This is a genomic window from Dactylosporangium sp. NPDC000521 (assembly GCF_042898305.1).
Taxonomy (GTDB): Bacteria; Actinomycetota; Actinomycetes; order Mycobacteriales; family Micromonosporaceae; genus Dactylosporangium.
On sequence record NZ_JBIAYW010000011.1, the window covers coordinates 89,388 to 112,831 of the forward strand.

The 23,444-nt window shown below is 73.2% G+C and carries 23 protein-coding genes; 13 read left to right on the forward strand and 10 right to left on the reverse strand.

Translation table 11 applies throughout. The annotated features are described in order from the left end of the window. The first annotated feature begins 266 nt into the window (after positions 1-266). From ACFY3L_RS32745 to ACFY3L_RS32770, 6 genes are all read left to right on the forward strand, one after another. Positions 267-2,099, forward strand: a complete 1,833-nt coding sequence (locus ACFY3L_RS32745) for a BTAD domain-containing putative transcriptional regulator (RefSeq protein ID WP_389332801.1) — start codon at positions 267-269, stop codon at positions 2,097-2,099. Between the two features lie 226 nt (positions 2,100-2,325). After that, positions 2,326-3,072 (forward strand): NUDIX domain-containing protein, encoded by a 747-nt coding sequence (locus tag ACFY3L_RS32750; RefSeq protein ID WP_389332804.1) that lies wholly within the window; start codon positions 2,326-2,328, stop codon positions 3,070-3,072. Next, the gene (locus ACFY3L_RS32755; RefSeq protein ID WP_389332807.1) at positions 3,069-4,016 is read left to right on the forward strand and encodes a lipopolysaccharide kinase InaA family protein; all 948 of its coding nucleotides are present in this window, start codon (positions 3,069-3,071) and stop codon (positions 4,014-4,016) included. Before ACFY3L_RS32750 ends, ACFY3L_RS32755 begins: the two co-directional genes overlap by 4 nt. Before the next feature lie 12 nt (positions 4,017-4,028). After that, positions 4,029-4,991, forward strand: coding sequence for a hypothetical protein (locus ACFY3L_RS32760; RefSeq protein WP_389332810.1), 963 nt, complete (start codon positions 4,029-4,031; stop codon positions 4,989-4,991). A 3-nt stretch (positions 4,992-4,994) separates the two neighbouring features. Further along, on the forward strand, positions 4,995-6,212 hold the full coding sequence (locus tag ACFY3L_RS32765; RefSeq protein ID WP_389332813.1) for an adenylosuccinate synthetase: 1,218 nt from the start codon (positions 4,995-4,997) through the stop codon (positions 6,210-6,212). Positions 6,213-6,295: 83 nt separating this feature from the next. Then, a complete protein-coding gene (locus tag ACFY3L_RS32770; protein WP_389332816.1) occupies positions 6,296-6,694 on the forward strand; it encodes a hypothetical protein in 399 nt (132 codons plus the stop codon). Between the two features lie 647 nt (positions 6,695-7,341). Here the strand turns inward: ACFY3L_RS32770 and ACFY3L_RS32775 are convergent. Then, positions 7,342-9,150 carry a DEAD/DEAH box helicase gene (locus ACFY3L_RS32775; protein ID WP_389333507.1) on the reverse strand — a complete coding sequence of 603 codons (1,809 nt, stop codon included), beginning with the start codon at positions 9,148-9,150 and terminating at the stop codon, positions 7,342-7,344. An 84-nt stretch (positions 9,151-9,234) separates the two neighbouring features. Between ACFY3L_RS32775 and ACFY3L_RS32780 the strand changes: the two genes are divergently transcribed. Further along, positions 9,235-9,645 carry a hypothetical protein gene (locus ACFY3L_RS32780; RefSeq protein WP_389332819.1) on the forward strand — a complete coding sequence of 137 codons (411 nt, stop codon included), beginning with the start codon at positions 9,235-9,237 and terminating at the stop codon, positions 9,643-9,645. A 34-nt stretch (positions 9,646-9,679) separates the two neighbouring features. Here ACFY3L_RS32780 and ACFY3L_RS32785 read toward each other — a convergent pair whose 3' ends face one another. The 3 genes from ACFY3L_RS32785 to ACFY3L_RS32795 all read right to left on the reverse strand — a co-directional run bounded on the left by ACFY3L_RS32785 (position 9,680) and on the right by ACFY3L_RS32795 (position 13,097). Then, positions 9,680-10,219 carry an RNA 2'-phosphotransferase gene (locus ACFY3L_RS32785; protein WP_389332822.1) on the reverse strand — a complete coding sequence of 180 codons (540 nt, stop codon included), beginning with the start codon at positions 10,217-10,219 and terminating at the stop codon, positions 9,680-9,682. Then, positions 10,188-11,594, reverse strand: coding sequence for a bifunctional 3-(3-hydroxy-phenyl)propionate/3-hydroxycinnamic acid hydroxylase (locus ACFY3L_RS32790; RefSeq protein WP_389332825.1), 1,407 nt, complete (start codon positions 11,592-11,594; stop codon positions 10,188-10,190). Before ACFY3L_RS32790 ends, ACFY3L_RS32785 begins: the two co-directional genes overlap by 32 nt. Positions 11,595-11,678: 84 nt before the next feature. Further along, positions 11,679-13,097 (reverse strand): cellulase family glycosylhydrolase, encoded by a 1,419-nt coding sequence (locus tag ACFY3L_RS32795; protein WP_389332828.1) that lies wholly within the window; start codon positions 13,095-13,097, stop codon positions 11,679-11,681. Positions 13,098-13,225: 128 nt separating this feature from the next. Between ACFY3L_RS32795 and ACFY3L_RS32800 the strand changes: the two genes are divergently transcribed. Beyond that, on the forward strand, positions 13,226-13,720 hold the full coding sequence (locus ACFY3L_RS32800) for a ferritin-like domain-containing protein (protein WP_389332831.1): 495 nt from the start codon (positions 13,226-13,228) through the stop codon (positions 13,718-13,720). A gap of 51 nt (positions 13,721-13,771) precedes the next feature. On the opposite strand, the gene ACFY3L_RS32805 is transcribed toward ACFY3L_RS32800, so the two are convergent. Both ACFY3L_RS32805 and ACFY3L_RS32810 read right to left on the reverse strand, forming a co-directional pair. Beyond that, positions 13,772-14,530 carry a S1 family peptidase gene (locus tag ACFY3L_RS32805; protein WP_389332834.1) on the reverse strand — a complete coding sequence of 253 codons (759 nt, stop codon included), beginning with the start codon at positions 14,528-14,530 and terminating at the stop codon, positions 13,772-13,774. Positions 14,531-14,585: 55 nt separating this feature from the next. After that, on the reverse strand, positions 14,586-15,359 hold the full coding sequence (locus ACFY3L_RS32810; protein WP_389332837.1) for a putative protein N(5)-glutamine methyltransferase: 774 nt from the start codon (positions 15,357-15,359) through the stop codon (positions 14,586-14,588). A 29-nt stretch (positions 15,360-15,388) separates the two neighbouring features. On the opposite strand from ACFY3L_RS32810, the gene ACFY3L_RS32815 reads away from it, so the two are divergent. The 3 genes from ACFY3L_RS32815 (at position 15,389) to ACFY3L_RS32825 (ending at position 18,459) form a co-directional block, all read left to right on the forward strand. Next, positions 15,389-16,357, forward strand: a complete 969-nt coding sequence (locus ACFY3L_RS32815; RefSeq protein WP_389332840.1) for a zinc-binding dehydrogenase — start codon at positions 15,389-15,391, stop codon at positions 16,355-16,357. Between the two features lie 172 nt (positions 16,358-16,529). Beyond that, positions 16,530-17,708, forward strand: a complete 1,179-nt coding sequence (locus tag ACFY3L_RS32820; RefSeq protein WP_389332843.1) for a hypothetical protein — start codon at positions 16,530-16,532, stop codon at positions 17,706-17,708. Continuing rightward, positions 17,692-18,459 carry an alpha-ketoglutarate-dependent dioxygenase AlkB gene (locus ACFY3L_RS32825; RefSeq protein WP_389332846.1) on the forward strand — a complete coding sequence of 256 codons (768 nt, stop codon included), beginning with the start codon at positions 17,692-17,694 and terminating at the stop codon, positions 18,457-18,459. Before ACFY3L_RS32820 ends, ACFY3L_RS32825 begins: the two co-directional genes overlap by 17 nt. Positions 18,460-18,472: 13 nt before the next feature. Here the strand turns inward: ACFY3L_RS32825 and ACFY3L_RS32830 are convergent, their stop codons facing one another. Beyond that, positions 18,473-19,099: a pyridoxamine 5'-phosphate oxidase family protein gene (locus ACFY3L_RS32830; RefSeq protein WP_389332849.1), complete on the reverse strand. Its 627-nt coding sequence runs from the start codon at positions 19,097-19,099 to the stop codon at positions 18,473-18,475. 67 nt (positions 19,100-19,166) lie between these two features. On the opposite strand from ACFY3L_RS32830, the gene ACFY3L_RS32835 reads away from it, so the two are divergent. Continuing rightward, on the forward strand, positions 19,167-20,513 hold the full coding sequence (locus ACFY3L_RS32835; RefSeq protein ID WP_389332852.1) for an aspartate aminotransferase family protein: 1,347 nt from the start codon (positions 19,167-19,169) through the stop codon (positions 20,511-20,513). A 73-nt stretch (positions 20,514-20,586) separates the two neighbouring features. On the opposite strand, the gene ACFY3L_RS32840 is transcribed toward ACFY3L_RS32835, so the two are convergent. The 3 genes from ACFY3L_RS32840 to ACFY3L_RS32850 all read right to left on the reverse strand — a co-directional run bounded on the left by ACFY3L_RS32840 (position 20,587) and on the right by ACFY3L_RS32850 (position 22,620). Next, on the reverse strand, positions 20,587-21,444 hold the full coding sequence (locus tag ACFY3L_RS32840) for a hypothetical protein (protein WP_389332855.1): 858 nt from the start codon (positions 21,442-21,444) through the stop codon (positions 20,587-20,589). Between the two features lie 139 nt (positions 21,445-21,583). Beyond that, entirely contained in the window at positions 21,584-22,318 is a 735-nt protein-coding gene (locus tag ACFY3L_RS32845; protein ID WP_389332858.1) for a hypothetical protein, read from the reverse strand. Further along, a complete protein-coding gene (locus tag ACFY3L_RS32850; protein ID WP_389332861.1) occupies positions 22,234-22,620 on the reverse strand; it encodes a hypothetical protein in 387 nt (128 codons plus the stop codon). The genes ACFY3L_RS32845 and ACFY3L_RS32850 overlap by 85 nt, the downstream gene beginning before the upstream one ends. A gap of 521 nt (positions 22,621-23,141) precedes the next feature. Here ACFY3L_RS32850 and ACFY3L_RS32855 point away from each other — a divergent pair. Continuing rightward, on the forward strand, positions 23,142-23,444 hold a 303-nt coding region (locus ACFY3L_RS32855), incomplete at its 3' end, for a hypothetical protein (protein ID WP_389332864.1).

Here is a 23,444-nt window from a genome sequence, read left to right on the forward strand (position 1 = left end):
AGCCGGTCCGCACGAACCATCGGTGCAGGGAAGCCAGTCCGCACGAACCGTCGGTGCAGGGAAGCCAGTCGGCACGAACCGGCGGTGCAGGGACAGCCAGTCCGCACGAACCGGCGGGGCGGGGAAACGACGCCGCCGGAGACGATCGTCCATCGAGAGAACGTGCCGGCCGAGGAGAGCCTGCCGGGTGGAGGGGTGCGGGCAGGTGGGCGGAACCGCTCAAGGTGTGGCGGGGGCTGCCGATTGCGGCGGCTGTGGACGTGCGGGTGCTGGGGCAGATCGAGATCATTGACGGTGACGGCCGGCGGATGACCGGGGACGACCTGCCGCGGCGGGCCCGGCAGGTGCTGGGGGTCCTCGCGGCGCGGCATGACCGGGTGCAGTCCAAGGATGCCCTTGCGGACGCGGTCTGGGGGGCGGACCTGCCCGGCAACGCGACGGCGGCGCTGGAGCACTACGTGTCGGTGCTGCGGCGGGCGTTGCAGCCGGGGGTGCCGACGGCCCGGTCGTTCATCGTGACGAGGGCCGGCGGGTACGTGTTCGCCACCGATCGGGCCCGGCTCGACCTCGCCGAGCTGCGGGCGGCGGCGAAGATCGCGGAGCGGCGGCCGGGGCAGCTGGACGTGCGGGAGCGGATCGTCGAGCTGGCGCCGGAGCTGCCGTTCGTGGAGGACGAGTACGCCGACTGGGCCGCGCCCGCGCGTGCCGAGGTCAAGGCGGTGCTCGTCGCGGCGCTGCTCGACCTGGCCGAACCGGCGGCGGCAGGGGACCCGGCCAGGGTGCTGCGGCTGGCGCGGGAGGCGACGGAGCTGGAGCCGTTCACCGAGCGTGGATACCGGCTGGCGATGGTCGCCGGTGCGGCGCTGGGCTGGGCCGACGAGGTCGTGCGTTGGTTCGACCTGTGCCGGCGGGCGCTCGCCGACGACCTGGGGATCGCCCCGTCCGCCGACACGACGTCGCTGCGGGACCGTCTCCTGGCGGAGCTCGACACCGCCACGCCGGCCGCCGCCACCGCCGGGGGCGGCCCGGTGAACGGCGACCGCCGCCGGGGTGGGGACCGGCGCAAGGCCGACCGGCGTGCCGCGGCGCCCGCCGGTCCGGCCGCGGACGAGGTCGGGGAGGGCGGCGTCCAGCGGCGGCTCGCCGTCGTCAGGGAAGACAGGAACGTCAGGAACGTCAGGAACGTCAGGAACGTCAGGAAAGCGGAGGCGGCGGGCGGGCCGGAGGACACCGCGGGGTTCGTGGGGCGGCAAGGTGAGCTGGCCGCGCTGCGGGACGGGCCAGGGGTCGTGCACGTGGCCGGGCCGGCCGGGGCCGGGAAGTCGGCGCTGCTCGGGCGGCTGCGGGACGAGGCGCCGGAGCGGGTCGGGCTGGGGCGGGGGCCCGGGCCCGGCGGGGCGCTGCGGCTCGGCTGGTTGCGCACGGCGTTGCACCAGCTGGGGCAGCCCGCGGATCGTACCCTCGACGCGGCGATGCACGAGCGGCGCACGCTGCGCCCCGGCGAGCTGGACGCGATCGCCGCGGAGCTGGGTGGGTGCATCATCGCTGTCGACGACGCGGAGCATCTCGACGCGGACTCGGTCAGCGAGCTGCGGTGGCTGCGGGAGCGCGGGGTGCGGGTCGTGGTGTCGTACCGCTACCCGTCGGCGATCGCGGACCGGCCCCTGCACGCGCTGGACGCGGACCTCGTCCTCCGGTTGGACCCGCTCGGGGAGCAGGACCTGCCGGTCGACGTGCTCGAGGCCAGCGGCGGCGTCCCGGCGCTCGTCGCGGCCGCGGGCGGGGATCCGGCGATCGCGGAGGCGGTCGCGATGCACCTCGCCAGGCAGCGGACCAGGTGGATGCCGCCGGCGGCGTGGGAGATCCTGCGGCTGACCGCGGCGCTGGGGACGCTGCGGGTGGAGCAGCTGGCCGCGGCCGGTGGGCTGGACCTCGACGAGGTCCTCGGCGCGGTCGACCGCCTCGTGCACGCGCACCTGCTGGTGGAGGAGCCCGGCGGGAGCGTCCGGCACCGCAGCGACCTGATCCGGTCCGCGGTGGCGGCCCAGATCTCCGCCGCGCACGGCCACCACCTCCGCGACCGGCTCGCCACCGCGTAACCAGAAAGCCGGACAAACCGCAACAGCCGCAACAAAGCAGCAGCCGCAACAAAGCAGCAGCCGCAACAAAAGGGGCAAACACGACGAAGCGGCAGCCGCGACAGAGCGGCGCGCCGCCGCCCGTACATCGGCCGGAAACGCGACAGGAAAACCTCGTTGCGGCGCGGCGCCGCGCGTCGTATGTTGTTCTCAGATCGAGAAATACTCTATCTGAGAAGGACTCATCGTGAACGACGCCGACTTCCTCGCCAGCTACGACCCGCGCGCCTACCCGCCGGTGGCGGTGACCGTGGACATCGTGGCGTTCACGATCCGCAACGGCACGCTCAACGTGCTGCTCGTGCGCCGCGCCTGCCCGCCCAGCGAGGGCATGTGGGCGCTGCCGGGCGGGTTCGTCGGGCAGTGGGAGGACCTGCCGACCGCCGCCGCGCGGGAGCTGGCCGAGGAGACCGGCGTCGCCACCGCGCACCGCAGGCTGCACCTGGAGCAGCTCGGCACCTACGGGGCACCGGACCGCGACCCGCGCATGCGGGTGTTCTCGGTGGCGTACGTCGCGTTCGCGCCGGACCTGCCCGACCCCGTGTCCGGCTCCGACGCCCGCGAGGCGGCCTGGGTGCCGATGGACGAGCGGCCCGCTGAGCTCGCGTTCGACCACGGCACGATCGTCGCCGACGGCCTGGAGCGCGCCAGGTCGAAGCTGGAGTACACGCCCCTGGCGACGAAGTTCGTCGGCGAGGAGTTCACGATCGCCGAGCTGCGCGCGGTGTACGAGACGGTCTGGGGCGAGCCGCTGCACGCCGGCAACTTCCACCGCAAGGTGCTGTCCGTCCCCGGGTTCGTCGAGAGCACCAACACGACCACGGAGCGCGGCGGCGCCCGCGGCGGGCCGCGCGCCAAGCTCTACCGCGCCGGCGACGCCCGCCTGCTGCACCCCGCGCTGCTCATGCCCAGCCGAGAGGAGACGGTGCGATGACCACCACCGCCGAGGCGATCGCACTGATCGAGTCCGCCGGCGGCAGCCTGTTCGACGGCGACGACCCGGCCGGCACCTACCGGCGGCTCGCCCGCCTCACCCACCCCGACACGGCCGGGCCGCAGGGCGCCGCGGCGTTCGCCCGGCTCGCCGAGCTGTGGCGCAACCACGGCACCATCCGCAGCGCCAAGGGCGCCTACCCGACCGCGACGCTCGCCTTCGAGGGCGATCTGGCCAATCTGTACGCCGTGCCGGAGGGCCACCTGAAGCTCGTCCGCGACCCGGCGTGCAACGACCTCATGGCGCGGGAGGCGGCCGCGCTGCGGCGGATCGCGGACCGCGGCGACCCGCGCTACCTGCCCTACGTGCCGCGGCTCGTGGACTCGTTCCGCCACAAGGAGGACACCACGACCAGGCGCGGGAACGTCGTTGCGACCTCCGCAACGGGGTTGCACAGCCTCGCCGAGGTGGCGCGGCGCCGCCCGGACGGGCTCGACCCCCGCGACGCGGCGTGGATGTGGCGGCGGCTGCTGGTGGCGCTCGGCCTCGCGCACCGCGCCGGCGTCGTGCACGGCGCGATCGTGCCCGAGCACGTCCTCATCCAGCCGGAGGACCACGGCGTCGTGCTTGTCGACTGGTGCTACAGCGTCACCGAGCCCGGCGACCGGATCCCGGCGATCGTGCCGCACCGGCGCGACCACTACCCGGCCGAGGTGCTCGCCCGCGAGACCCCCGGCCCGTACACCGACCTGGCCATGGCCGCCCGGCTGATGGCCGACCTGATGGGCGACCGCGCCCCGCAGGCGCTGCGGCGCTTCGCCGACGGCTGCCGGCTCGCGTCACCGAGGCAGCGCCCCGACGACGCCTGGAAGCTGCTCGGCGAGCTCGACGACCTGCTGCACCGCCTGTACGGCCCCCGCAAGTTCCGACCGTTCACCCTCTGAAGGGAGACTCCCATGGGAAGTGGGATCTGGTCGACCGACGTCTACGACGCCGCAGACCGCTACCGTCGCGCCACCGGCGCCAGCGCGTTCGCCTACAGCGACTCCGGCGCCCGCACCGTCCACAGTGCACTCGACCCGAAGGGTGTCGGCAAGCGCGAGAGCCGGGACTCCGACGAGCACCCCGACTCGGTCGCCATCGCCGTCATGTTCGACGTGACCGGCTCGATGGGCTCCGTGCCCCGGGTGCTGCAGCAGAAGCTGCCGCAGCTGCTCGGTCTGCTGCTGCGCAAGGGGTACGTGAAGGACCCGCAGATCCTGTTCGGCGCGATCGGCGACGCCACCTGCGACCGGGTGCCGCTGCAGGTCGGGCAGTTCGAGTCGGACAACCGGCTCGACGAGGACCTCGGCCGCTTCGTGCTCGAAGGTGGCGGCGGCGGGCAGATGACCGAGTCCTACGAGCTCGCCATGTACTTCATGGCCCGGCACACCAGCATCGACTGCTACGAGAAGCGCGGCAAGCGCGGCTACCTCTTCATCATCGGCGACGAGCAGGCCTACTCGCGGGTGAAGCCCGGCGAGGTCCGCGACGTCATCGGCGACAGGCTCGGCGAGGCGATCGGCTTGCGGGCGATCGTCGACGAGGTCCGCCGCATGTACGACACGTACTACATCCTGCCCGCCGGCTCGTCGTACGCCGGGAACACCACCATCCTCGACTTCTGGAAGGACCTCCTCGGGCAGAACGTCATCGCCCTCGACGACCCGGACGCGGTGTGCGAGACGATCGCGCTCACGGTCGGCCTCGGGGAGGACTCCATCGACCTGGACGAGGGCCTCGAGGACCTGCGCGAGGTCGGCTCGGCGGCGACCGCGACCGTCGGCAAGGCCCTCGCGCGCATCGGTGGCGGCCGCGCGCCCGTCGCGACCGGCACGGCGCCCACCATGTCCGGCACCACCAGCGTGGAACGGTTGTAGGTCATGCGGCACGTCATCGTGGTGGACCTCGGATACGGGGACTGCGGCAAGGGGACCGTCGTCGACCACCTCTGCGCCACCCGTGACGTGCACACCGTGGTGCGCTTCAACGGCGGCGCCCAGGCCGCGCACACCGTCGTGCTCGGCGACGGCCGCAAGCACACGTTCGCACAGTTCGGGTCGGGCACGTTCCGGCCCGGCGTGCGGACCCACCTGTCGCGGTTCATGGTCGTCGACCCCCTGGCCCTCGCCGCCGAGGCCGACCATCTGGTGGGGCTCGGCGTCCACGACGTGTGGTCCCGGCTCACGGTCGACCGGGCGGCGCTGCTGTCCACGCCGTATCACCGCGAGGCGAACCGGGCGAAGGAGATCGCCCGGGGCGCCGACCGGCACGGTTCGTGCGGGATGGGCGTCGGGGAGGCCATGGCGTACGCGCTGCGCCACCCCGACGACGCCCCGCGGGCCGGCGACTGCGCGGATCCGCCGCTGCTGCGGGCGAAGCTCCGCCGGCTGCGAGAAGCGCTCGGCGTCGACGGCCCGCCGGTCGACGCGTGCGTCGAGGCGTACACGGCGTTCGCGGCCACCGTGTCCATTGTGGACGGACTGCGGATCGAGGGGCCGTGCGTCTTCGAGGGCGCGCAGGGGGTGCTGCTCGACGAGTGGCACGGGTTCCACCCGTACACCACCTGGAGCACGACGACGTTCGCCAACGCCGAGACGCTCCTGGCCGGTGAGCCCGCCTACCGGCTCGGGGTCCTGCGGACGTTCACGACCCGCCACGGCGCGGGCCCGCTCGTCACCGAGGACCCGTCGCTGCCCGTCACCGACCCCAACAACCCCGCGAACCCGTGGCAGGGCGCGTTCCGCGTCGGCCACTTCGACGCGGTCGCGCACCGGTACGCCCTGGACGTCTGCGGCGGCGTCGACGGGCTCGCCCTCACCCACCTCGACACCGCCGCGTCCACCCCGGACCTGCGGATGTGCGTCGACTACGACGGCGTCAAGCCCACCCGCGGCCCGACCGGCGACCTGGACCGGCAGGAGCGCCTCACCCGCGCGATGTCGTCGAGCCGGCCGCGCCTCGTCACGGTGGACGACTGGACCGCCGCGGTCGAGGAGCAGCTGTCGGCGCCCGTGGTGCTGGAGTCGCACGGCCCCCGCGCGGAGGACAAGACGTCCACCGATTCGGCACCGCCGGTGGCCGCCCGGGTGACATGCTGAAGCCCGCACCTCAGTCGCACCACAGTCGAACCTCAGCCGGTCGTGTGACGCTGCTGCCCACACGGTTCAAGGGGGTCAGACGGATGGGACTCGGTCGCGGCACGCTCAACGCGGTCCTGCTCGCCACCACGGCGGGCCTGGCGATCGGCGGCGTCGCCGGCGTCGTGTCCCCCACGTTCGCTGAGGCCGGCCCTTCGGCGCCGCACCGGGCCGCCCCCGCGACGGTGGTCACGGACGTCGACGTGCTCACCGGCGACCACATGAGCATCACGGTCCGCTTCAGCAACCCGGGCCGCGCGCCGCGTCACGTCGCCGCGACGGACGTCAGCGTGTCCGCCGGTGCCGTCGTCCTTCGCCCCCGTACGACCGGCGCCTTCGACGTCCGCCCGGGCGCCACGGCCACCTCGACGTTCGACTTCGACGCCCCGCCCGCCGGCGCGTCCCTCACGCTCAACCTGCCGGGTGAGGCGCTCCCCCTCTGACGCCCTTCTCCGTCGCCCTTCCCTGTCGCCCGGCGCGCGAGCAGCACCAGCCCGGCCGCGCCGGCGGCGAGCACCGCGCCCGCGGTGCGGGCGGACGGGTCGAGCAGCGGCGGCACGAACGCCGCGGCGAGCTCCATGCCCAGCACCGCGTCCAGCGCCGCCCCGTGCGGGTGGCAGTCGTTCGGGTCGGCACACCGCGGCACGCCGGCCAGGTCGAGCCGCCGCTGCACGGTGGCGGCCGCGGACCAGACGTATCCGGTCACCACGGCGGCGACGATCAGGTACGGGCGGAGCGGCCGCAGCGCGAGCCACGTCATCCGGCGGTCACCTCCGTGCCCGGTAGCGGCGCCTCCAGGGCAGGCCGCCACCCTCACCACGGCCCGACGGCCGCCCATCCAGCGCCGAGGCCGGCGCGAGTGCCGCGGGCCGGCCGGGGGCGCGGGCCGGCCGGAGACGCGGCCCGACCGGAGACGCGGGCCGGCCGGAGACGCGGGCCGGCCGGAGACGCGGGCCGGCCGGAGACGCGGGCCGGCCGGAGACGCGGGCCGGCCGGGGACGCGGGCGTCCCGGGTGATGGGGTGCCGGTCCCGGGGAGCAGGCGCCGCTGCCGGTCCGGCGGCGGTCCTGCGGATCGGGGTGGCGGGAGGTCAGGGGGTGAAGCGCTCGCGGCGGACGACGGGGCGGCGGCCCTTCAGGGTGGTGCGGCGCAGCGTGTCGATGACCTCGTCGACGGCGCCGTCGGGGACCTCGACGAGGGAGAAGCGGTCGGTGATCTCGATGGCGCCGATGTCGCGGCCGCTCAGGCTCGACTCGCCGGTGATGGCGCCGACGAGGTCCTGGGGGCGGATGCCTGCGGCCCGGCCCGCGCCGACGAACAGCCTGGTCATGCCGCCGGCCGGCACGCGTCGGCCGCCCGCGTCGCGGCCCCGGCCGCGACCGTCGGCGTCGCGGACCGCGACCCGGCGGCCAGGACCCGGCCGGTCGCCCGAGCCCGACCCGGCACCGGACCGGCCGCCACCGACGCCCGAGCCGGAGCGGTCGAAGGGCTCGCGGGGCGCGCGGAGGGTGATGTCGGGAATCTCCTCCTGGTCGCCCTCGCCGATGCCGGCGGCGTCGTGAGCGATCTTGACCGCGGCCATCGCGATCTCCATCAGGTCGAACTCGTCGCTGAGGGTCTCCACGACGACGCGGAACTGCGAGATGGCCTCACCGTCGGCGGCAAGGAGCTCGTGGAGTGCGGCGCGGGTGAGCTCGAGGCGCCGGGCGCGCAGGTCGGCGACGGTCGGGACCTTCTCGATGAGGATGCGCTGCTTGGTGATCCGCTCGATGGTCTTCAGCATGCGGTGCTCGCGGGGCTCGGCGAGGGTGATCGCGATGCCCTCGCGGCCGGCGCGGCCCACGCGGCCGATGCGGTGGACGTAGGACTCGGGGGCCGAGGGCACGTCGTAGTTGACGACGTGGGTGAGGTGCTCGACGTCCAGGCCGCGGGCGGCGACGTCGGTGGCGACGAGCAGGTCGGCGGTGCCGTTGCGCAGGCGTGCCATGACCCGGTCGCGCTGCTCCTGGCCCATGCCGCCGTGCAGGGCCTCGGCGCGGTACCCGCGGCCGTTGAGCGTCTCGGTGAGCTGGTCGACCTCGTCGCGGGTGCGGCAGAAGACCAGCGCGGCGCCGGGCGCCTCCACGTCGAGGATGCGGCCGAGGGCGGCGGACTTGTGGGCGCGGCTGACGACGTACGCCACCTGCCGCACCAGCGGGGCCTCGCCGGCGGGGGTCGGCGCGCGGCCGATCTGGATGCGGACGGGGTCGTTGAGGTGGCTGCGGGCGAGCCCGTCGATGCGCGGGGGCATCGTGGCGGAGAAGAGCACCGTCTGCCGGTCCTCGGGGGTCTCCTGCAGGATCGCCTCGATGTCCTCGGCGAAGCCCATGTCGAGCATCTCGTCGGCCTCGTCGAGCACGACGACGTGCAGGTCGTGCAGGCGCAGCGTGCCACGGCTGATGTGGTCGAGGGCCCGGCCGGGGGTGGCGACGACGACGTCGACGCCCTGCTCCAGGGCGCGCAGCTGACGGCCGATCGGCTGACCGCCGTAGATCGGCACGACGCGGGTGCCGAGGTCCTTGCCGTAGCGGTGGATCGCCTCGGACACCTGGACGGCCAGCTCGCGGGTGGGCACGAGGATGAGCGCCGAAGGGTTGTCGCCGCCGGGCGCGGGGATCGTCTGCAGCAGCGGCAGCGAGAAGGCGGCGGTCTTGCCGGTGCCGGTGGCCGCCTGGCCGAGCAGGTCACGGCCCTGCAGCATCGGCGGGATCGCCTCCCGCTGGATCGGGGTGGGCTCCTCGTAGCCCAGGTTGGTCAGCGCCTTGAGCAGCTCGTCCCGCAAGCCCAGTTCGGCGAAGCCGGTGTCTTCGGTCACGGTGGGGCTCCTCAATCGCGGTCTTCCGTGGCTGTCGCGGCGTATACCAGCATCCCAGGCCCGGCGTCCCGCCGCCTGAGCGGACCGCCTGGATGTGACCTGGAACTAGCCGACTGGTACAACGAGCGAGTGGCCGACGACGACTGGCAGGCGCAGCGAGCCCGTGCGGTGGCGCACCACGGGGCCGAACTCGACCGGCGGCGCGCCGCGGAGACCGAGCAGGCGACGGCGCTGATCGAGCGGTTCGTGGCGGACGCGCTCGCGGCGGGACTGCCGGCCGAGCCCCTGCGGGCCCGATCGTACGGCGGCCGCTCCTACCGTACGCCATTGCGCGGCTGGTACCTCAACAGTGAGCACACCATCGCGGTGGGTGACGACGGCCGGTACTACTCGCTGCTGGTGCCGTCGAGCGCGACGGCGTGGCTGACCGGGGTGACACCGCAGCCGCACGCGCCGAGGCTCATCGTCGGCGAGGGCAGCCGCGACGGCGAGTCGATCCCCCTGCAGAAGCTCCTGGACAGCAGGCTCAGAGGCGGATGAAACAGCAGGCTCGGAGGCGGACGAAACAGCAGGCTCAGAGGCGGATGAAGGCGGGCGGCACCTCGTCGGTGAGCCACACGCCGTTGCCGGAGACGTAGAACACGTGGCCGGCGCGGGCCATCTCCCCCGCGAGGACGGTGAGGACGGCGACGGCGCCGCCGCGGCGGGTGCCGACCCGGCGGGCGGTCGCGGTGTCGGGTGACAGGTGCACGTGGTGGCGGCCGCCGCGGTTGAGGCCGGTCGCCCGGATCGACGGCACGGCGGCGGCGCCGGTGCCGTGGAAGAGCACCTCCGGCGGGTCCTGCGGGGTGAGCCCCAGGTCGACCGGCACGGAGTGCCCCTGGTTGGCGCGGATCCGCTCGACGCCGCCGGGCCCCGCCTCGACCGCGTACCGCTGCTTGTCGTTGCCAGCGACGACCTCGTCCAGGTCGGCCCGGGTGATGCCCATGGCGTCCAGGAACGTCTCGACGGGCACCCAGCCGCCCGGGTCGAGGGTCAGGCCGACCCGCGCGGGGTCGTGGCGCAGCGCCTTCGACATCCGCTTACTGAGCTTGACCAGCTGCTGGTATTCCATGGCCGTTCCATTGTCGGCCCCGCCGCAACCGGATAACGACGCGATCCGGCCGGATCAGCACCGCGCGGCGCCGGCCCATCCAGCGCCGCAGCGCACCGGACGGGTCGAGCTCGGGCGTCACCGCGATCACCGTGGCGCCACCGTGCTGCATGACGACACCGGGCCGGGTGAGGACCGCCCAGCCGTCGCCGAGCACCTCGTCGAGCCGGACCGTCCGGCCGGAGCGCACCACGAACGGCTGCGGGGCGAGCGGGCCGGCCCCGCGAAGCGGCGGGCTGGTGGAGCGCAGCGCGAGGCCCTTCAGGCCGGGCAGCCGCCACACCGCGCCGAGCACCACCCGCCGCACCGCCGCCGCACGGTCCTGGCCCCCGGTCATCGCCCACCCGGCCACGATCGCGAGCCGGATCTGCGCCTTCGCGTGCGGTTTGCGTTCGCGCTGGTACGAGTCGAGCACCGACGGGTCGCCCGAGTCGCGCCAGGCCGCCAGCTTCCACGCCAGGTTGTACGCGTCGCGCAGGCCGGCGCCGAGTCCCTGGCCGATGAACGGCGGCGTCTGGTGGGCCGCGTCGCCGAGCAGGAACACCGTGCCGCGCCGCCACGTGGTGGCGATCCTGGCCCGGAACGTGTACTGCGCCTCACGGACCACCGTGACCGCAGCATCGGCCTGCCAGGGTGCGAGCACGTCGTTCACGTCGAGCGTCGGCTCGCCCTCGTGCATCCGGAACTCCCACCGGTACCGGCGAAACCCCAGCTGCATGAAGGTGGCGGCGCGACGCGGGTCGCAGATCTGGTGGACGCCGCCCCACGCGTCGAGGTCCCGGTCGGTGACGCCGTCGACCACCAGCCACCGCTCCTCGAACCCGAGGTCCTCGAGGCCGGCGCCGATCAGCTCGCGGACCGTGCTGTTGGCGCCGTCGCAGCCGAGCACCGCCGACGCCGGCAGCGAGGAGCCGTCGGCGAGCGTGACCGACGTGGACGTGACCCCGGTGACGGTGACCCCGCCGCGGAACTCGATCAGCGGCAGCTCGGCGATCCGCGCGCGCAGCAGCCGCTCCAGGTCGGGCTGGTCGAACATGTTGGCCTGCGGCCAGCCGTGCGGGCCGGGCCCGGGGTCGCGGCGGAACTCGGCCATCACCCGGTGCCTGCCGTCGAGCAGCCGCAGCCCCAGCCCAGGCCGGCTGACCGCGGCGAACGCGTCGGCGACGCCGAGCTCCTGCAGGATGCGCATCACCTCGTCGTCGACGTGAACGGCCCGGGGCAGCGGATACGGCTCGGGGTAACGGTCCAGCAGCAGGCACGGCACGCCGCGCTGGGCGAGCAGGATCGCGGAGGCGGCACCGACCGGTCCCGCCCCCACGATCACCACAGGGTCCACGCTGGTGAGGCTACGTCAGGCCGCCGCCTCCGCCGCGCTGCGGCGTCAGCCTGCGCCGGAACCGCGTCCATGATGAGCGGCCGCTCATGCGCAGCGCGTCCCGTTGAGCGTGAACGCGGCCGGCGCGGTGTTCGTGCCGTTCCAGTTGGAGAGGAACCCGAACGTCACGCTGCCGCCGGCGGGGATGCCCGCCGTGTAGCTCGCGCTGGTCCAGGTGACCGCCGCGCCGGACTGGGCGTAGGTGGCGCCCCACGACTGGGTGACGACCTGGCCGTTCGCGAAGCTCCAGGTCAGCGTCCAGCCGTTGATCGCGCCTGTACCGGTGTTCGTCACCTTCACGTCGCCCTGGAACCCGCCCTGCCACTGATTGGTGACGCTGTACGCGACCTTGCACGCGCCGGCCGGCGGCGGTGACGACGACCGCGACGGCGACGGCGACACCGAACGGGACGGTGACGGTGACACCGAGCGGGACGGCGACACCGAGGACGTCGGCGACGTCACCCCGCCGTAGACGGTGGCCTCCTTGGCGGTGGCCTTGATGCCGTTGGCGCCGTTGAAGATCCGCTCGCCCCAGCTGGTGAGCTGCGCGGGGTTGAAGCCGGTCGCCATGTCGAGGTACTCGACGCCGCCGCCGTTGCCGCTCCACGACCAGCCCAGGTAGCCGATCCGCAGCGACTGCGCGGTCGCCATGATGGTGTCCTCGTCGGGGTTGCCGTCGGAGTGGTTGAAGCCGAACTCGCCGACGACGATCGGCAGCTTCGCGGTGACGAACCGGTTCAGGTAGTCGTTGATCTCCGCGGCGGTGTCGAACACGCCGTACATGTGGATCGAGAACACCGTGTTCTTCAGCGGGTCGGCGGCGAAGACGGTCGACGCGTTGTCGCGCATCGTGAACGACCAGTCCTGGCCCCAGTTGGGCGCGTCGACCATGATGGTGTGCTCGAACCCGTTGCTGCGCAGGCGCTTGACCGCGTTGGCGGTGTCGGTGGCCCAGTTGGCGACGGTGGCGGCGTTGTTGCCGTAGGGCTCGTTGCCGATGTTCACGATGACGTACTTCTCCTGGCCGGCGAGGGCGCTCTTCACGCTCAGCCAGTAGTCGACCGCCCGGTCCAGGGTGATGGCGCCGCTCTGCTCGCCGTAGCCGGTGGTGTCGTGCGCCTCCAGGACGCAGATGAGCCGGTTGGCCTTGCACAGCGACACGACGTTGGCGACGTCGGCGGTGTCGTTCTTCGTCCAGCGGTCGCCGGTGGCGAGCACGACCCGGACGCTGTTCGCGCCGAGCGCCTTGATGTTGGCGAACGAACTGGTCTGCGTCGGGTACCAGGTGTGCGCGTGGCTGACGCCGCGCATGACGAACTCGGCGCCGTTGGCGTCGTAGAGCCTGCCGTTGCTGACGGTGAAGCCGGTCGCCGCCGACGCCGGCTGCACGGCGACGAGCACCGACACCACCACCGCCGCCGCCAGCGTCGCGGCCGCCGCAAGGGTGATCCGCGTTCTCATGTTGGTCCTCCTCAGGGGGTCGGACGCAACATATGAAGCGCTTCAGTTACGGTCAACGATGTCCGCCCCGGCCGCAGGTCGGCCGCCGCGGCGGTGTGAAACTTGCAGCGCCGGGTAGCTGGGGCCGCATGACCATCGACAATCCGTCCGACCTGTTCCTCTACGAGCTGTCCGGCATGTACGACGCCGAGCGCAAGAGCAACCATCTCGTCGGCGAGATGCTCGGCCAGGCCGAGCACAGCCCCCTGGCCCAGATCCTGCGCGCCCAGCAGCAGCAGGGGCAGCAGAAGATCCAGAACATCGAGACGTGCTTCGCGATGATGGAGATGGAGCCGGCCGAGGTGCCGTGCTCGACGCTCGACGGGATGCGGGCGGAGTTCCAGGCGTTCGCCGGCCAGCGGCCCTCCACGGAGGCGATGGAGATCTTCGCCGTGGACGCGGAGATGAAACTGGCGCACTTCGGCATCGCCGGCTATCGCGGGCTGATCGACAAGGCGCTGCTCATGGGCGAGATGCAGTGCGCGCAGATCCTGCAGACCAACCTGGTGCAGAAGCAGGAGAACGCGGGCACGTTCGAGCGGATCAGCCACGAGCTCGGCCAGCGGGTGGCCATGCAGATCTGATCCGAGGCCGGAGGGGGCCCCGACATCGGGCCCCCTCCGGTCCCTCCGGGGTCAGCCCCCGAGACTGGCCGCGGCGGAGGCGATCGCCGAGGCGAACGTGCTCACCTGCGTGTAGACGCCCGGGTAGTTCGGGCGGGCGCAGCCGTTGCCCCAGCTGACGATGCCGACCTGGATCCATGCGTTGGCGGCGTCGCGGCGGAACATCGGGCCGCCCGAGTCACCCTGGCAGGTGTCGGTGCCGCCGGCGGCGTACCCGGCGCAGATCTCGTCGTTCGGGATCAGGTCCGGGTAGGAGTTGTCGCAGGTGGCGTCCGCCACGTACGGCACGGTCGCCTTGAGCAGGTAGCGCTGCTGCGCGCCGCCCTCCCGCGCCGCACCCCAGCCCGCGACGGTGAAGGTGCCGGTGTCGTACGTCGTGTTCGTCGCGATCGGCAGCGTGGCCAGGCCACTGACGGGCGACGCGAGCCGGATCAGCGCCCAGTCCTTGCCGTTGCCGTTGTACCCGGGTGCCCGGTACACGTAGTTGGACCTCACCTGGATGCGGCTGGACGACTGCAGGTCGACCACGCCCAGCGTCGCGGTGATACTGGTGTTGGTGCCGGTGCCGCCGACGCAGTGCGCCGCGGTGAGCACCAGCCGCGGGCTGTACAGCGCGCCGCCGCAGCCCATCGAGAGCCGCACCATGAACGGGAACTCGCCCTGCGCCGCGCGGGTGCCGCCGACGACGTCCTGCTGCGCGTGCGCGATGCCCGGCAGCACGCCGACGGCGGCGATGACGGCGGCCAGGACCGCCAGGAACCTTCGAACCATCCGGAGCCTCCCCTGCGTTGGATGATGGGGAGGATGGTATCCATCGAATCGATATCTACGGATATATCGTCCGGCTCATACTGCCGACCACGACGCTGGTCTCGGTCTCCGGGTCGGTGACGGTCGAGGGCGTCAGGCCGCTCCCGGCGAGGACCGCGTGGACCGCGTCCAGCTGGGCGTCGCCGGCCTCGGTCAGCAGGCGCCCTCCGCCGGTCAGCCAGCGCGGGGCCTCGGCCGCGACGCGGCGCAGGACGTGCAGGCCGTCGTCGCCGCCGTCGAGCGCGGCCCGCCGCTCGTGCACCCGGAACTCCTCGGGCAGGAACGCGATCTGCGCCGTCGGCACGTACGGCACGTTCGCGAGGAGCACGTCGACCCGCCCGCGCAGGTCCTCCGGGAGCGGGTCGAAGAGGTCACCCTCGTACACCTCGGCGTGCGGCAGGTTCCGTCGCGCGCAGGCCACCGCGGCCGGGTCGACGTCGGCCGCCACCAGCCTGACGCGCTCCTTGCCGCGGGTCGCGGTCGCGCCGAGGGCCCCCGTGCCGCAGCACAGGTCCAGCACCGTGTGTCCACTGTGGATGTACGCCCGCGCGGTGGCCGCCAGGAGCTCGGTGCGGTGGCGCGGGATGAACACCCCCTCCCCGATGGCGAACCGTTCGCCTGCGAACGACGCCCACCCGACGAGGTACTCGATCGGGTGCCCCAGCACCCGCCGCTCGACGAGGGTCGCCAGCCGCTGTTCGTCGCCGGCGGCCGCCTCGGTCAGCAGCGCCGCCTCGTCCTCGGCGAACACGCACCCGGCGGCGCGCAGCCGGTCGATAACCTTGAGCACGCCGCACTGTAGCGTTGCTAGGCTGATCTGTGCGCGCGGTTATGCTGTCCGGCCCCGGTCCCGTGTCCAACCTCAGCGTGGTCGAGGTGCCGACCCCTTCGCCGCCGCCGGGCTGGGTCAGGATCCGTGTGAAGGCGTTCGGGCTCAACCGGTCGGAGCTGCACACCCGCCTCGGCCTCGCGGAGGGCGTGGTCTTCCCGCGCGTCCCGGGCATCGAGGCGGCGGGCGTGGTGGACGACCCGGGTGACTCGTCGTTCGCAGCCGGCCAGCAGGTCGCCACGATGATGGGCGGGATGGGCCGCACCTTCGACGGCGGCTACGCCGAGTACACGGTCGTGCCCGCCGCGCAGGTCATCCCGTTCGTGTCGGAGCTGCCGTGGGCCGCGATCGGGGCCGTCCCGGAGACGCTGCAGACGGCGTACGGCTCCCTCACCACCGCCCTGGACCTGCGCCCCGGCCAGACGCTGCTGATCCGCGGCGGCACGTCGTCGGTCGGCCTGGCCGCCGCCGCCCTCGCCCGCGACCTCGGCGCGACCGTGCTGGCGACGACCCGCTCCCCCGGCCGCCTCGCGTTCCTGTCCGACGTCGGCGTCACCCACGGGCTCGTCGACGACGGCTCGGTCGCCGCGCAGGTCAGGGCGCTGTTCCCGGACGGCGTCGACGCGGCCCTGGAGCTCGTCGGCACCCCCACCCTGCCCGACACCCTGGCCGCGACCCGAGTCCGGGGCACGGTCTGCTTCACCGGCATGCTGTCCAACGAGTGGCTGGTCCGCGACTTCTACCCCATCGGCTACCTGCCGACCGGCGTCCGCCTGACCGCCTACGGCGGCGAGGCGAGCGACCTGCCACCCGTTGTGCTGCAACGGTTCCTCGACCGGATCGCCGCCGGCGGGCTGACGCTCGGCCCGGTCCACACGTACGCGCTGGACGACATCCGCACCGCCCACACCGACCTGGAGCTGGGCACGCACGTCGGCAAGCTCGTCGGGCTGCCCTGATGTCGCCCCTGATGTCGCCGTTCCCGGTCGCCGCGCACACCCACCGCTTCCTGATCCACGCGGTGCGGTAGCCGTGGAGTACCCGCTCCCCATGCGCGACATCGGCTGGCTGGCAACGCACCACCGACCGCGCCGACCCGTGACATCGGACCCGAATGGCAGGTACAGCCTCATGGGCACAGCAGAGGCTCGCATCGAGGATGCGGGCAACATCCTGGTCGCGCCGGCGGCCCTGCACGACGACGAGCTGATCAGGGACTTCCACGGGTCCGTGTGCACGCCGCAGGATCTCCCCTCCGTGCGTGGCAGGTCCGTCTACCTGTGCGGCGACGTGTCCGGGATCGGCGCGCACGGGCTCGACGGGGCCGCGCGGGTGCTCGTCGTCAAGGAGCTCTCGCGCGAGCTCGACGGCGCCGCGCCGTGGCCGGTCGTCGACCTCGGGCAGGTGCCCGTCCGCGTGCACGGCGCCGGCGTGTACTACCGGCGCTTCTTCGACCCCGGCGCCGACCACTTCGCCCGGATCAGCTCGGAGCACGCGTTCCAGTCCCTGACGGAGTCGACCAAGCCCGGGACCGCGCACCGCACCGGGATCTACCTGACCCCCGTCACCCGGGACGGCGACGAGCTGCACTTCCGCCTGCTCCGGTGCTCCACGAACCTGTCGGGGCCGACCGAGAACTTCTCGGCGACCGACACGGAGATCGTCGAGGCCCTGAACCGCGAGGCCGCCCACGTGTTCCGGGACCACGCCCCGCTGAACCACGTCCTCGCGCAGATCTACCACAACACCCCGGGCACCGAGGAGCGCAAGCAGTCCAAGGCCAAGATCTCCGCGCACGCCGACAAGACCAAGGACATGCCCGGCAACGGCATCATGGCCTTCTGCACCTTCTACGACGGGCTCGACAGGCTGCGCCCGCTGGGCCCCTTCGACCACGGTCTGGACGGTGTCAGCGGGCTCACCAGGCTGCACTTCCGGCTCAAGGCGCCGGCTGGGCTGCCCGAGCAGTTCACCGTGACCCTCCATCCCGGCTCCGTGTTCTTCATGCCGCTGTCCACCAACCGGCTGTACACGCACGAGGTCCGGCCACCGGCGCTGGACGCCGGGCTGCTGCCGACCCGCCTGGGGTACGTGGTGCGCTGTTCGAGCGCCGAGGCCGTGCACAGGAACGGGCAGACGTTCCTCAAGACGGACAGCGGTCCGGTCGAGCTCGGGCCGCCCACGCCCGAGGGCATGGCCGAGCTGCGCAGGCTGTACGCCGAGGAGAACCGGACCCAGTCGTTCGTCGACTACGGCGACGAGCCGCGCTTCAGCATGAACTCGGGGGACTACCTTGCGCCCCGGGAGTGAGATCCGCTCGTACGCCCTGCCCACCGACGGGAACCCCTTCGAGCAGCTGTTCGCGGCGGTGCGGTTCGAACCGGTCGGCAAGGGCAGGCTGGGCGCCGTCCTGGTCCGCCCCGACGGGACGGGTGACGTGCCGATCGTGCGCACCACCACCCGGTACAGCAGTCCCGCGCAGCGTTTTCCGCCGGTGTACGAGCGGCTGGCGCGACAGGTCCAGGCACGTGCGGCGCTCCCCGCCGGCTTCAACAACGCGCTCGTGGAGAGCTACACGAACACGTACACCACCATGGGCGGCCACAGCGACCAGGCTCTCGACCTGGCGGACGGGTCGTCCATCGCGGTCTTCTCCTGCTACGAACGACCCGACGCCCCGCCGAGGAAGCTGGTCGTCGAGTCGAAGGAGCACGGCGACGAGTTCGAGATCCCGATGCCCCACAGCAGCGTCATCGTGTTCTCCGTCGACACCAACCGGCGGCACAGGCACAGGATCGTGCTGGACAGACCCGCCCAGCCGGCCGAGAACCGATGGCTGGGCGTGACCTTCCGGACGTCGAAGACCTTCATCCGGTACCACGGCGGCCATGCGAACCTGCGGAACGGCGCGCGCCTGACCCCTGCCGACGACGACCAGCGGCGCGAGTTCTACCTGCTGCGGCGCCGCGAGAACACCGAGACGGACTTCACCTACCCTCCGCTGACGTACACCGTCAGCGCCGGCGACCTGCTGCCGCCGGTTTCCGTTCCGCCCCGGTGACCTCGGCGGGCTGTCAGGCGTAGAGGCCGCGGCTGTAGCGGTCCTCGGCGTAGTACTCCTCGAGCTGCTCGAGCGATTCGGTGGTGTTCTGCACGCTCTTGACGAGCTTCGCGTGGGACGGCAGAGCCTCGGGGGTCCAGGTCTCGGGCTTCCACAGGTTGGAGCGCATGAACGCCTTCTGGCAGTGGAAGAAGATGGTGTCGATGTCGACGACGAGGGCGAGGACCGGCCGGTGTCCCTCGACGACCAGCGAGGAGAACCACGGGGCGTCGGTGAGCAGGCGGGCGCGGCCGTTGATGCGCAGCGTCTCGCGGCGGCCCGGGACCATGAAGATCAGGCCGACGTGAGGGTTGGCGAGGATGTTGTGGAAGCCGTCGGCGCGCCGGTTGCCGGGGCGCTCCGGCAGGGCGATGGTGCGCTCGTCGATGACGTGGGTGAAGCCGGGCGGGTCGCCCTTCGGGGAGACGTCACAGTTGCCGTCGGCGTCGGACGTGCCGACGAGGACGAACGGCGACAGCGCCAGCCAGTCCCGGTCGGTCGGTGACAGGGTGTCGCGTTCCTTGCTCACGGCCCGGGGCATCGGCGACCCGAGCAGGTCCTCCAGTTCAGCGGTCGAGGTGATCTGCATGGTCCTCAGCATAGGGCGCGTAACAACCTGTAACGATGAAGATATTGTACGGCCGGACGTGTGCGATTAGCGTCGGCTCATGACCGGACACATCTCCGACGCGGACGCCTACCGTGACGACCGCGCGCACGTCTTCCACTCCTGGTCGGCGCAGCGGGCGCTGGACCCGGTCGTCGTCACCGGCGGCCTCGGCAGCACGTTCTGGGACGCCGCCGGCACCAGGTACCTCGACTTCTCCTCGCAGCTGGTGAACCTGAACCTCGGGCATCAGCACCCGCGGGTCGTCGCCGCGATCCAGGAGCAGGCGGCGCAGCTGTGCACGATCGCGCCGAGCTTCGCCAACCCCGCGCGCAGCGAGGCCGCGCGGCTCATCGCGGAGGTGGCGCCCGGGGACCTGTCGCACGTGTTCTTCACCAACGGCGGCACCGAGGCCAACGAGCACGCCGTCAAGATGGCGCGGCTGACGACCGGCAGGCACAAGGTCCTGGCCGCGTACCGGTCGTACCATGGCGCCACGACCGGATCGATCACGCTCACGGGCGATCCGCGCCGCTGGGCCAACGAACCCGCGATGCCGGGGGTCGTGCGGTTCTTCGGGCCGTACCCCTACCGCTCGTCCTTCCACGCCGACAGCGCGGAGCAGGAGACGGAGCGGGCGCTGCGGCACCTCGAGGAGGTGTTCATGTTCGAGGGGCCGGCCACGATCGCCGCCGTCGTGCTGGAGACGGTCGTCGGGACCAACGGGATCCTCGTGCCGCCGCCCGGGTACCTCGCCGGGGTGCGGGAGCTGTGCGACCGGCACGGGGCGCTGCTCATCTGCGACGAGGTGATGAGCGGGTTCGGCCGGTGCGGGGAGTGGTTCGCCGTCGACCGGTGGGGTGTGGTGCCGGACCTGATCACGTTCGCGAAGGGCGTCAACTCCGGTTACGTGCCGCTGGGCGGGGTCGTGCTCGGCGACAAGGTGTACGAGACGTTCGCGGAGCGCCCGTTCCCCGGTGGCCTCACGTACTCGGGCCACCCCCTCGCCTGCGCGGCGGCCGTCGCGACCATCGAGGTGATGCGTGACGAGCGGATCCCCGAGCGGGTCAAGGATCTCGGCGAGCGGGTCGTCGGGCCGCGGCTGGAGAAGCTGCGCGACCGGCACCCGTCGGTCGGTGAGGTGCGCGGCCTGGGCCTGTTCTGGGCGATCGAACTGGTCCGCGACCGGGACACCCGCGAGATGCTGGTGCCCTACAACGCGTCCGGCGCCGCGGCCAAGCCGATGGCCGACGTCGCCGCCGCCTGCAAGGCCCGCGGCGTGTGGCCGTTCACGCACTTCAACCGCCTGCACGTGGTGCCGCCGCTGGTCGTCACCGAGGAGGAGCTGCTGCAGGGCCTCGACGCGATCGACGACGCCCTCGACGCGGCCGACGCGCACGTGGCGTAAGCGGGCGCGGCGGGCGTCAGTCCTGCCTGGGACGGCGCCGCCCGCCGCGTCCCCCCATGCGCGATCCGACGCCTCACACCTTGCGGCGCCGGGCGAGCAGGACGCCGAGCGCCGTCATGAGCAGGGCGAGCGTCGCCATGAGATCGACCGGCAGCCCTGTCACCGGCAGCCGGCCACCGGCGAGGCCGGTCGTCGTGCCGTCCGCGCCGCCGTTCGCCGTTGTTCCGCCGGTACCGCCGGCGCCCGCACCCGTGGCGCCGCCCCCTTGCGCCGGTCCTCCGGCGGCGGGAACCCCCGCCCCTGTACCGGTGCCACCGCTACCGCCGGTGCCGCTACCGCCGGTGCCGCCTCCGGTGCTGGTGCCGCTACCGCCGGTGCCGCTACCGCTGGTGCTGGTACTGGTGCCGAGGCTGGTGGAGGCTCCGATGGTGACGGCTGTGCCAGTCGGCGCGGTGGCGCCGTCGCCGGCGAGCGTTGCGGCGCCTGCTGTCACCGCCACGGCAGCGTCGACGGATCCGGGCAGGCCCGGCGCGCCGACCGCCGCGACGACGGTGAGGCCGCCCGTGCCGCTCGCACCCGCGCCGCCGCCCGCACCCGCGCCCGCACCTGGGCCGGTGTTCGGGCACGTGCTGCCGGTACCCGTACTCCCGCCGGAACCCGGAGCGCGGGAACCGGTGCCGACCTGGACCGCGACACCGATCGACGCGCCGCCGGAGCCGCTGCTCGACCCGCTCGACCCGCTCGACCCGCCGACGCCGACGTCGGCGGAGATGCCACCGACGGTCACCGGCAACAGGTTGCCACCACCCGGCGCCGGCCCGCCGCCGAGCCCGAGGTCGCTCTCGGACGCGGCGGCAGGACCCGACCCGAGCAGCCACAGCCCGCCCGCGAACCCGGCGGTCACCAGGACCCGCTGCACCCATGTGTTCATGTCGACGTACCCCCATCCGGCCCCGCCTCGCCGCGGGACCAACCAAACGGATGACGCGCTCCGCAGTTGAGCGAGCACTAAGAGTGATTGCGATCACGGTTGCGCGCAAGGGGCCGGCCGGTTGCAAACCGCCCGCGCGTCAGGGAGCGAACGGGTACGCCCGCAGCGTCGCCTGCTCCAGCCCTTCGGCCGTGGCCCGCAGCGACACCCAGCCCTTCCCGCCCGGCTCCGGTGGCACCTCGAACACCCCTGCCGCGGCGTCGGCCTCGGCGACGAGCACGCCGTCGCGGTGCACGGCCGTCCGGGCCCTCGCGTACTCCGCGCTCCCCGGATGCCCGGCGCCGTCACTGTGCGGCCAGGCCGCGACGACGAGCGTGTCACCGTCGCGCGACACCCACTGCTCGGGCAGCTCCTGCACCTCGACGCTCGGCGCCGCGACCCCCTCGTTCCACGCCGGGCCGGCCGGCCCTTCGAGAAGCACGCCGGCGGCCGGCTCCTCGAACGCGGTCCGCCACGTCACGCCGCCCGCGTCGAGGTTGTAGTGGTCGTCGCGGCGCGCCGGGAGCGTCTGGAGCGGCAGCGCCGCGGCGAACACCCCGCCGCCGCCCGGCATCCGCGGCCTCGTGCAGGTGACGCCCGTGCCGCCGCCGACCCTCGCCCCGAACCGGCTGCTGACGGTGCCCACCTGCCCGGCGGTCAGGGTGCGGGCCGGTCCGGCGGGCAGCCGCCCGTACACCATCCAGGCCAGGAAGAAGGCGGCACCGGCGGCGGTCATGGTGACCGCGACCATCACCCGGAACCCGTCGACCGGCCGCTCCCCGCCCAGCGCCCCGAAGTACACGCCGCGCAGGGCACCGCGAAGCGGTTCTCCCACGTCTCACCGTCGGTGACCGGCATCCGGTACCTGACCTCGAGCAGCTCCGGCACCGCGTCCTTCCGCGGCACGGCGATCGCCACGGGCCGCCCGGCGCGCGCGTCGGCGGTCACGGTCACCGGCCCGTCGACCCGGACCTCTGGCTGCACGAGCCAGGTCCTCCTGCACCTCCACCGACACCAGGTATGTCCCCGGTCCAGCGGCACCCGCACCGTCCCGTCGAACGCCAGGCCGATCGGCTCCGCCGGCCGGTCGGTGCGGGCCACCTCCAGGAACGCCTTCGCCGCCCCGCCCCACGGCAAGCTCGGTCAGCTCGCCCGTCCCGGCCGCCACCGCGACCCCGGGCGCGAGCACGGTGCCGGCGGCGGTCGCCCCGGCCACAAGGATGGTTCGTCTGCGAATCGTCACACCTGTACACGCGGCGACCTCCGCCGCGGTTCCCCGTTCTCCCGGCCGACACTGCGACCTCCGCCGCGGCTCCGCTACTTCCGGCCGACACGCGACGACCTCCGCCCCGACTCCCCTACCTCCGGCCGACACGCGACGACCTCCGCCCCGACTCCCCTACCTCCGGCCGACACGCTGCGGCGTCCGCCCCGGCTCCCCACTTCCCACCGACACACGACGACCTCCACCTCGGCTCCCCGTTCATTCGGCCGACACACGACGACCTCCGCCCCGACTCCCCTAACTCCGGCCAGCGCATGACGACCTCCACCTCGGCTCCCCTTCTTTCGGCCGGTGTGCGGGGGGTGTGGGTGGGGCAGGATGGGTGGTGAGCGGTTCTGGGGGGAGGTCGCTCATGCCACGGCCATACTTTTCGTTGTCAGCACCGCTTTCCGGCCCAGCGCCGTGCGTTGCGGAAGTCGACTGGGCCGCGGTCGGCGCCGCCCGGTGCGCCGCCGCCGCGGAGGAGTTCCGCCGCCGGCGCGAGGCCAGGTCGCGCGCCAAGGCGGAGTTCGCCGAGGCCCGCACGCACGGCCTCGCCGCCCGCCACGCCACCAAGCTGGCCCGCCTCCGCAACGCCCGCACCCTCACCGGCGAACACCAGCCACACCCCCCGGCAACCCGTCCGACCACACCCACGGGGGCCCGCCCCGCGACCCCGGCAACCCGTCCGACCACA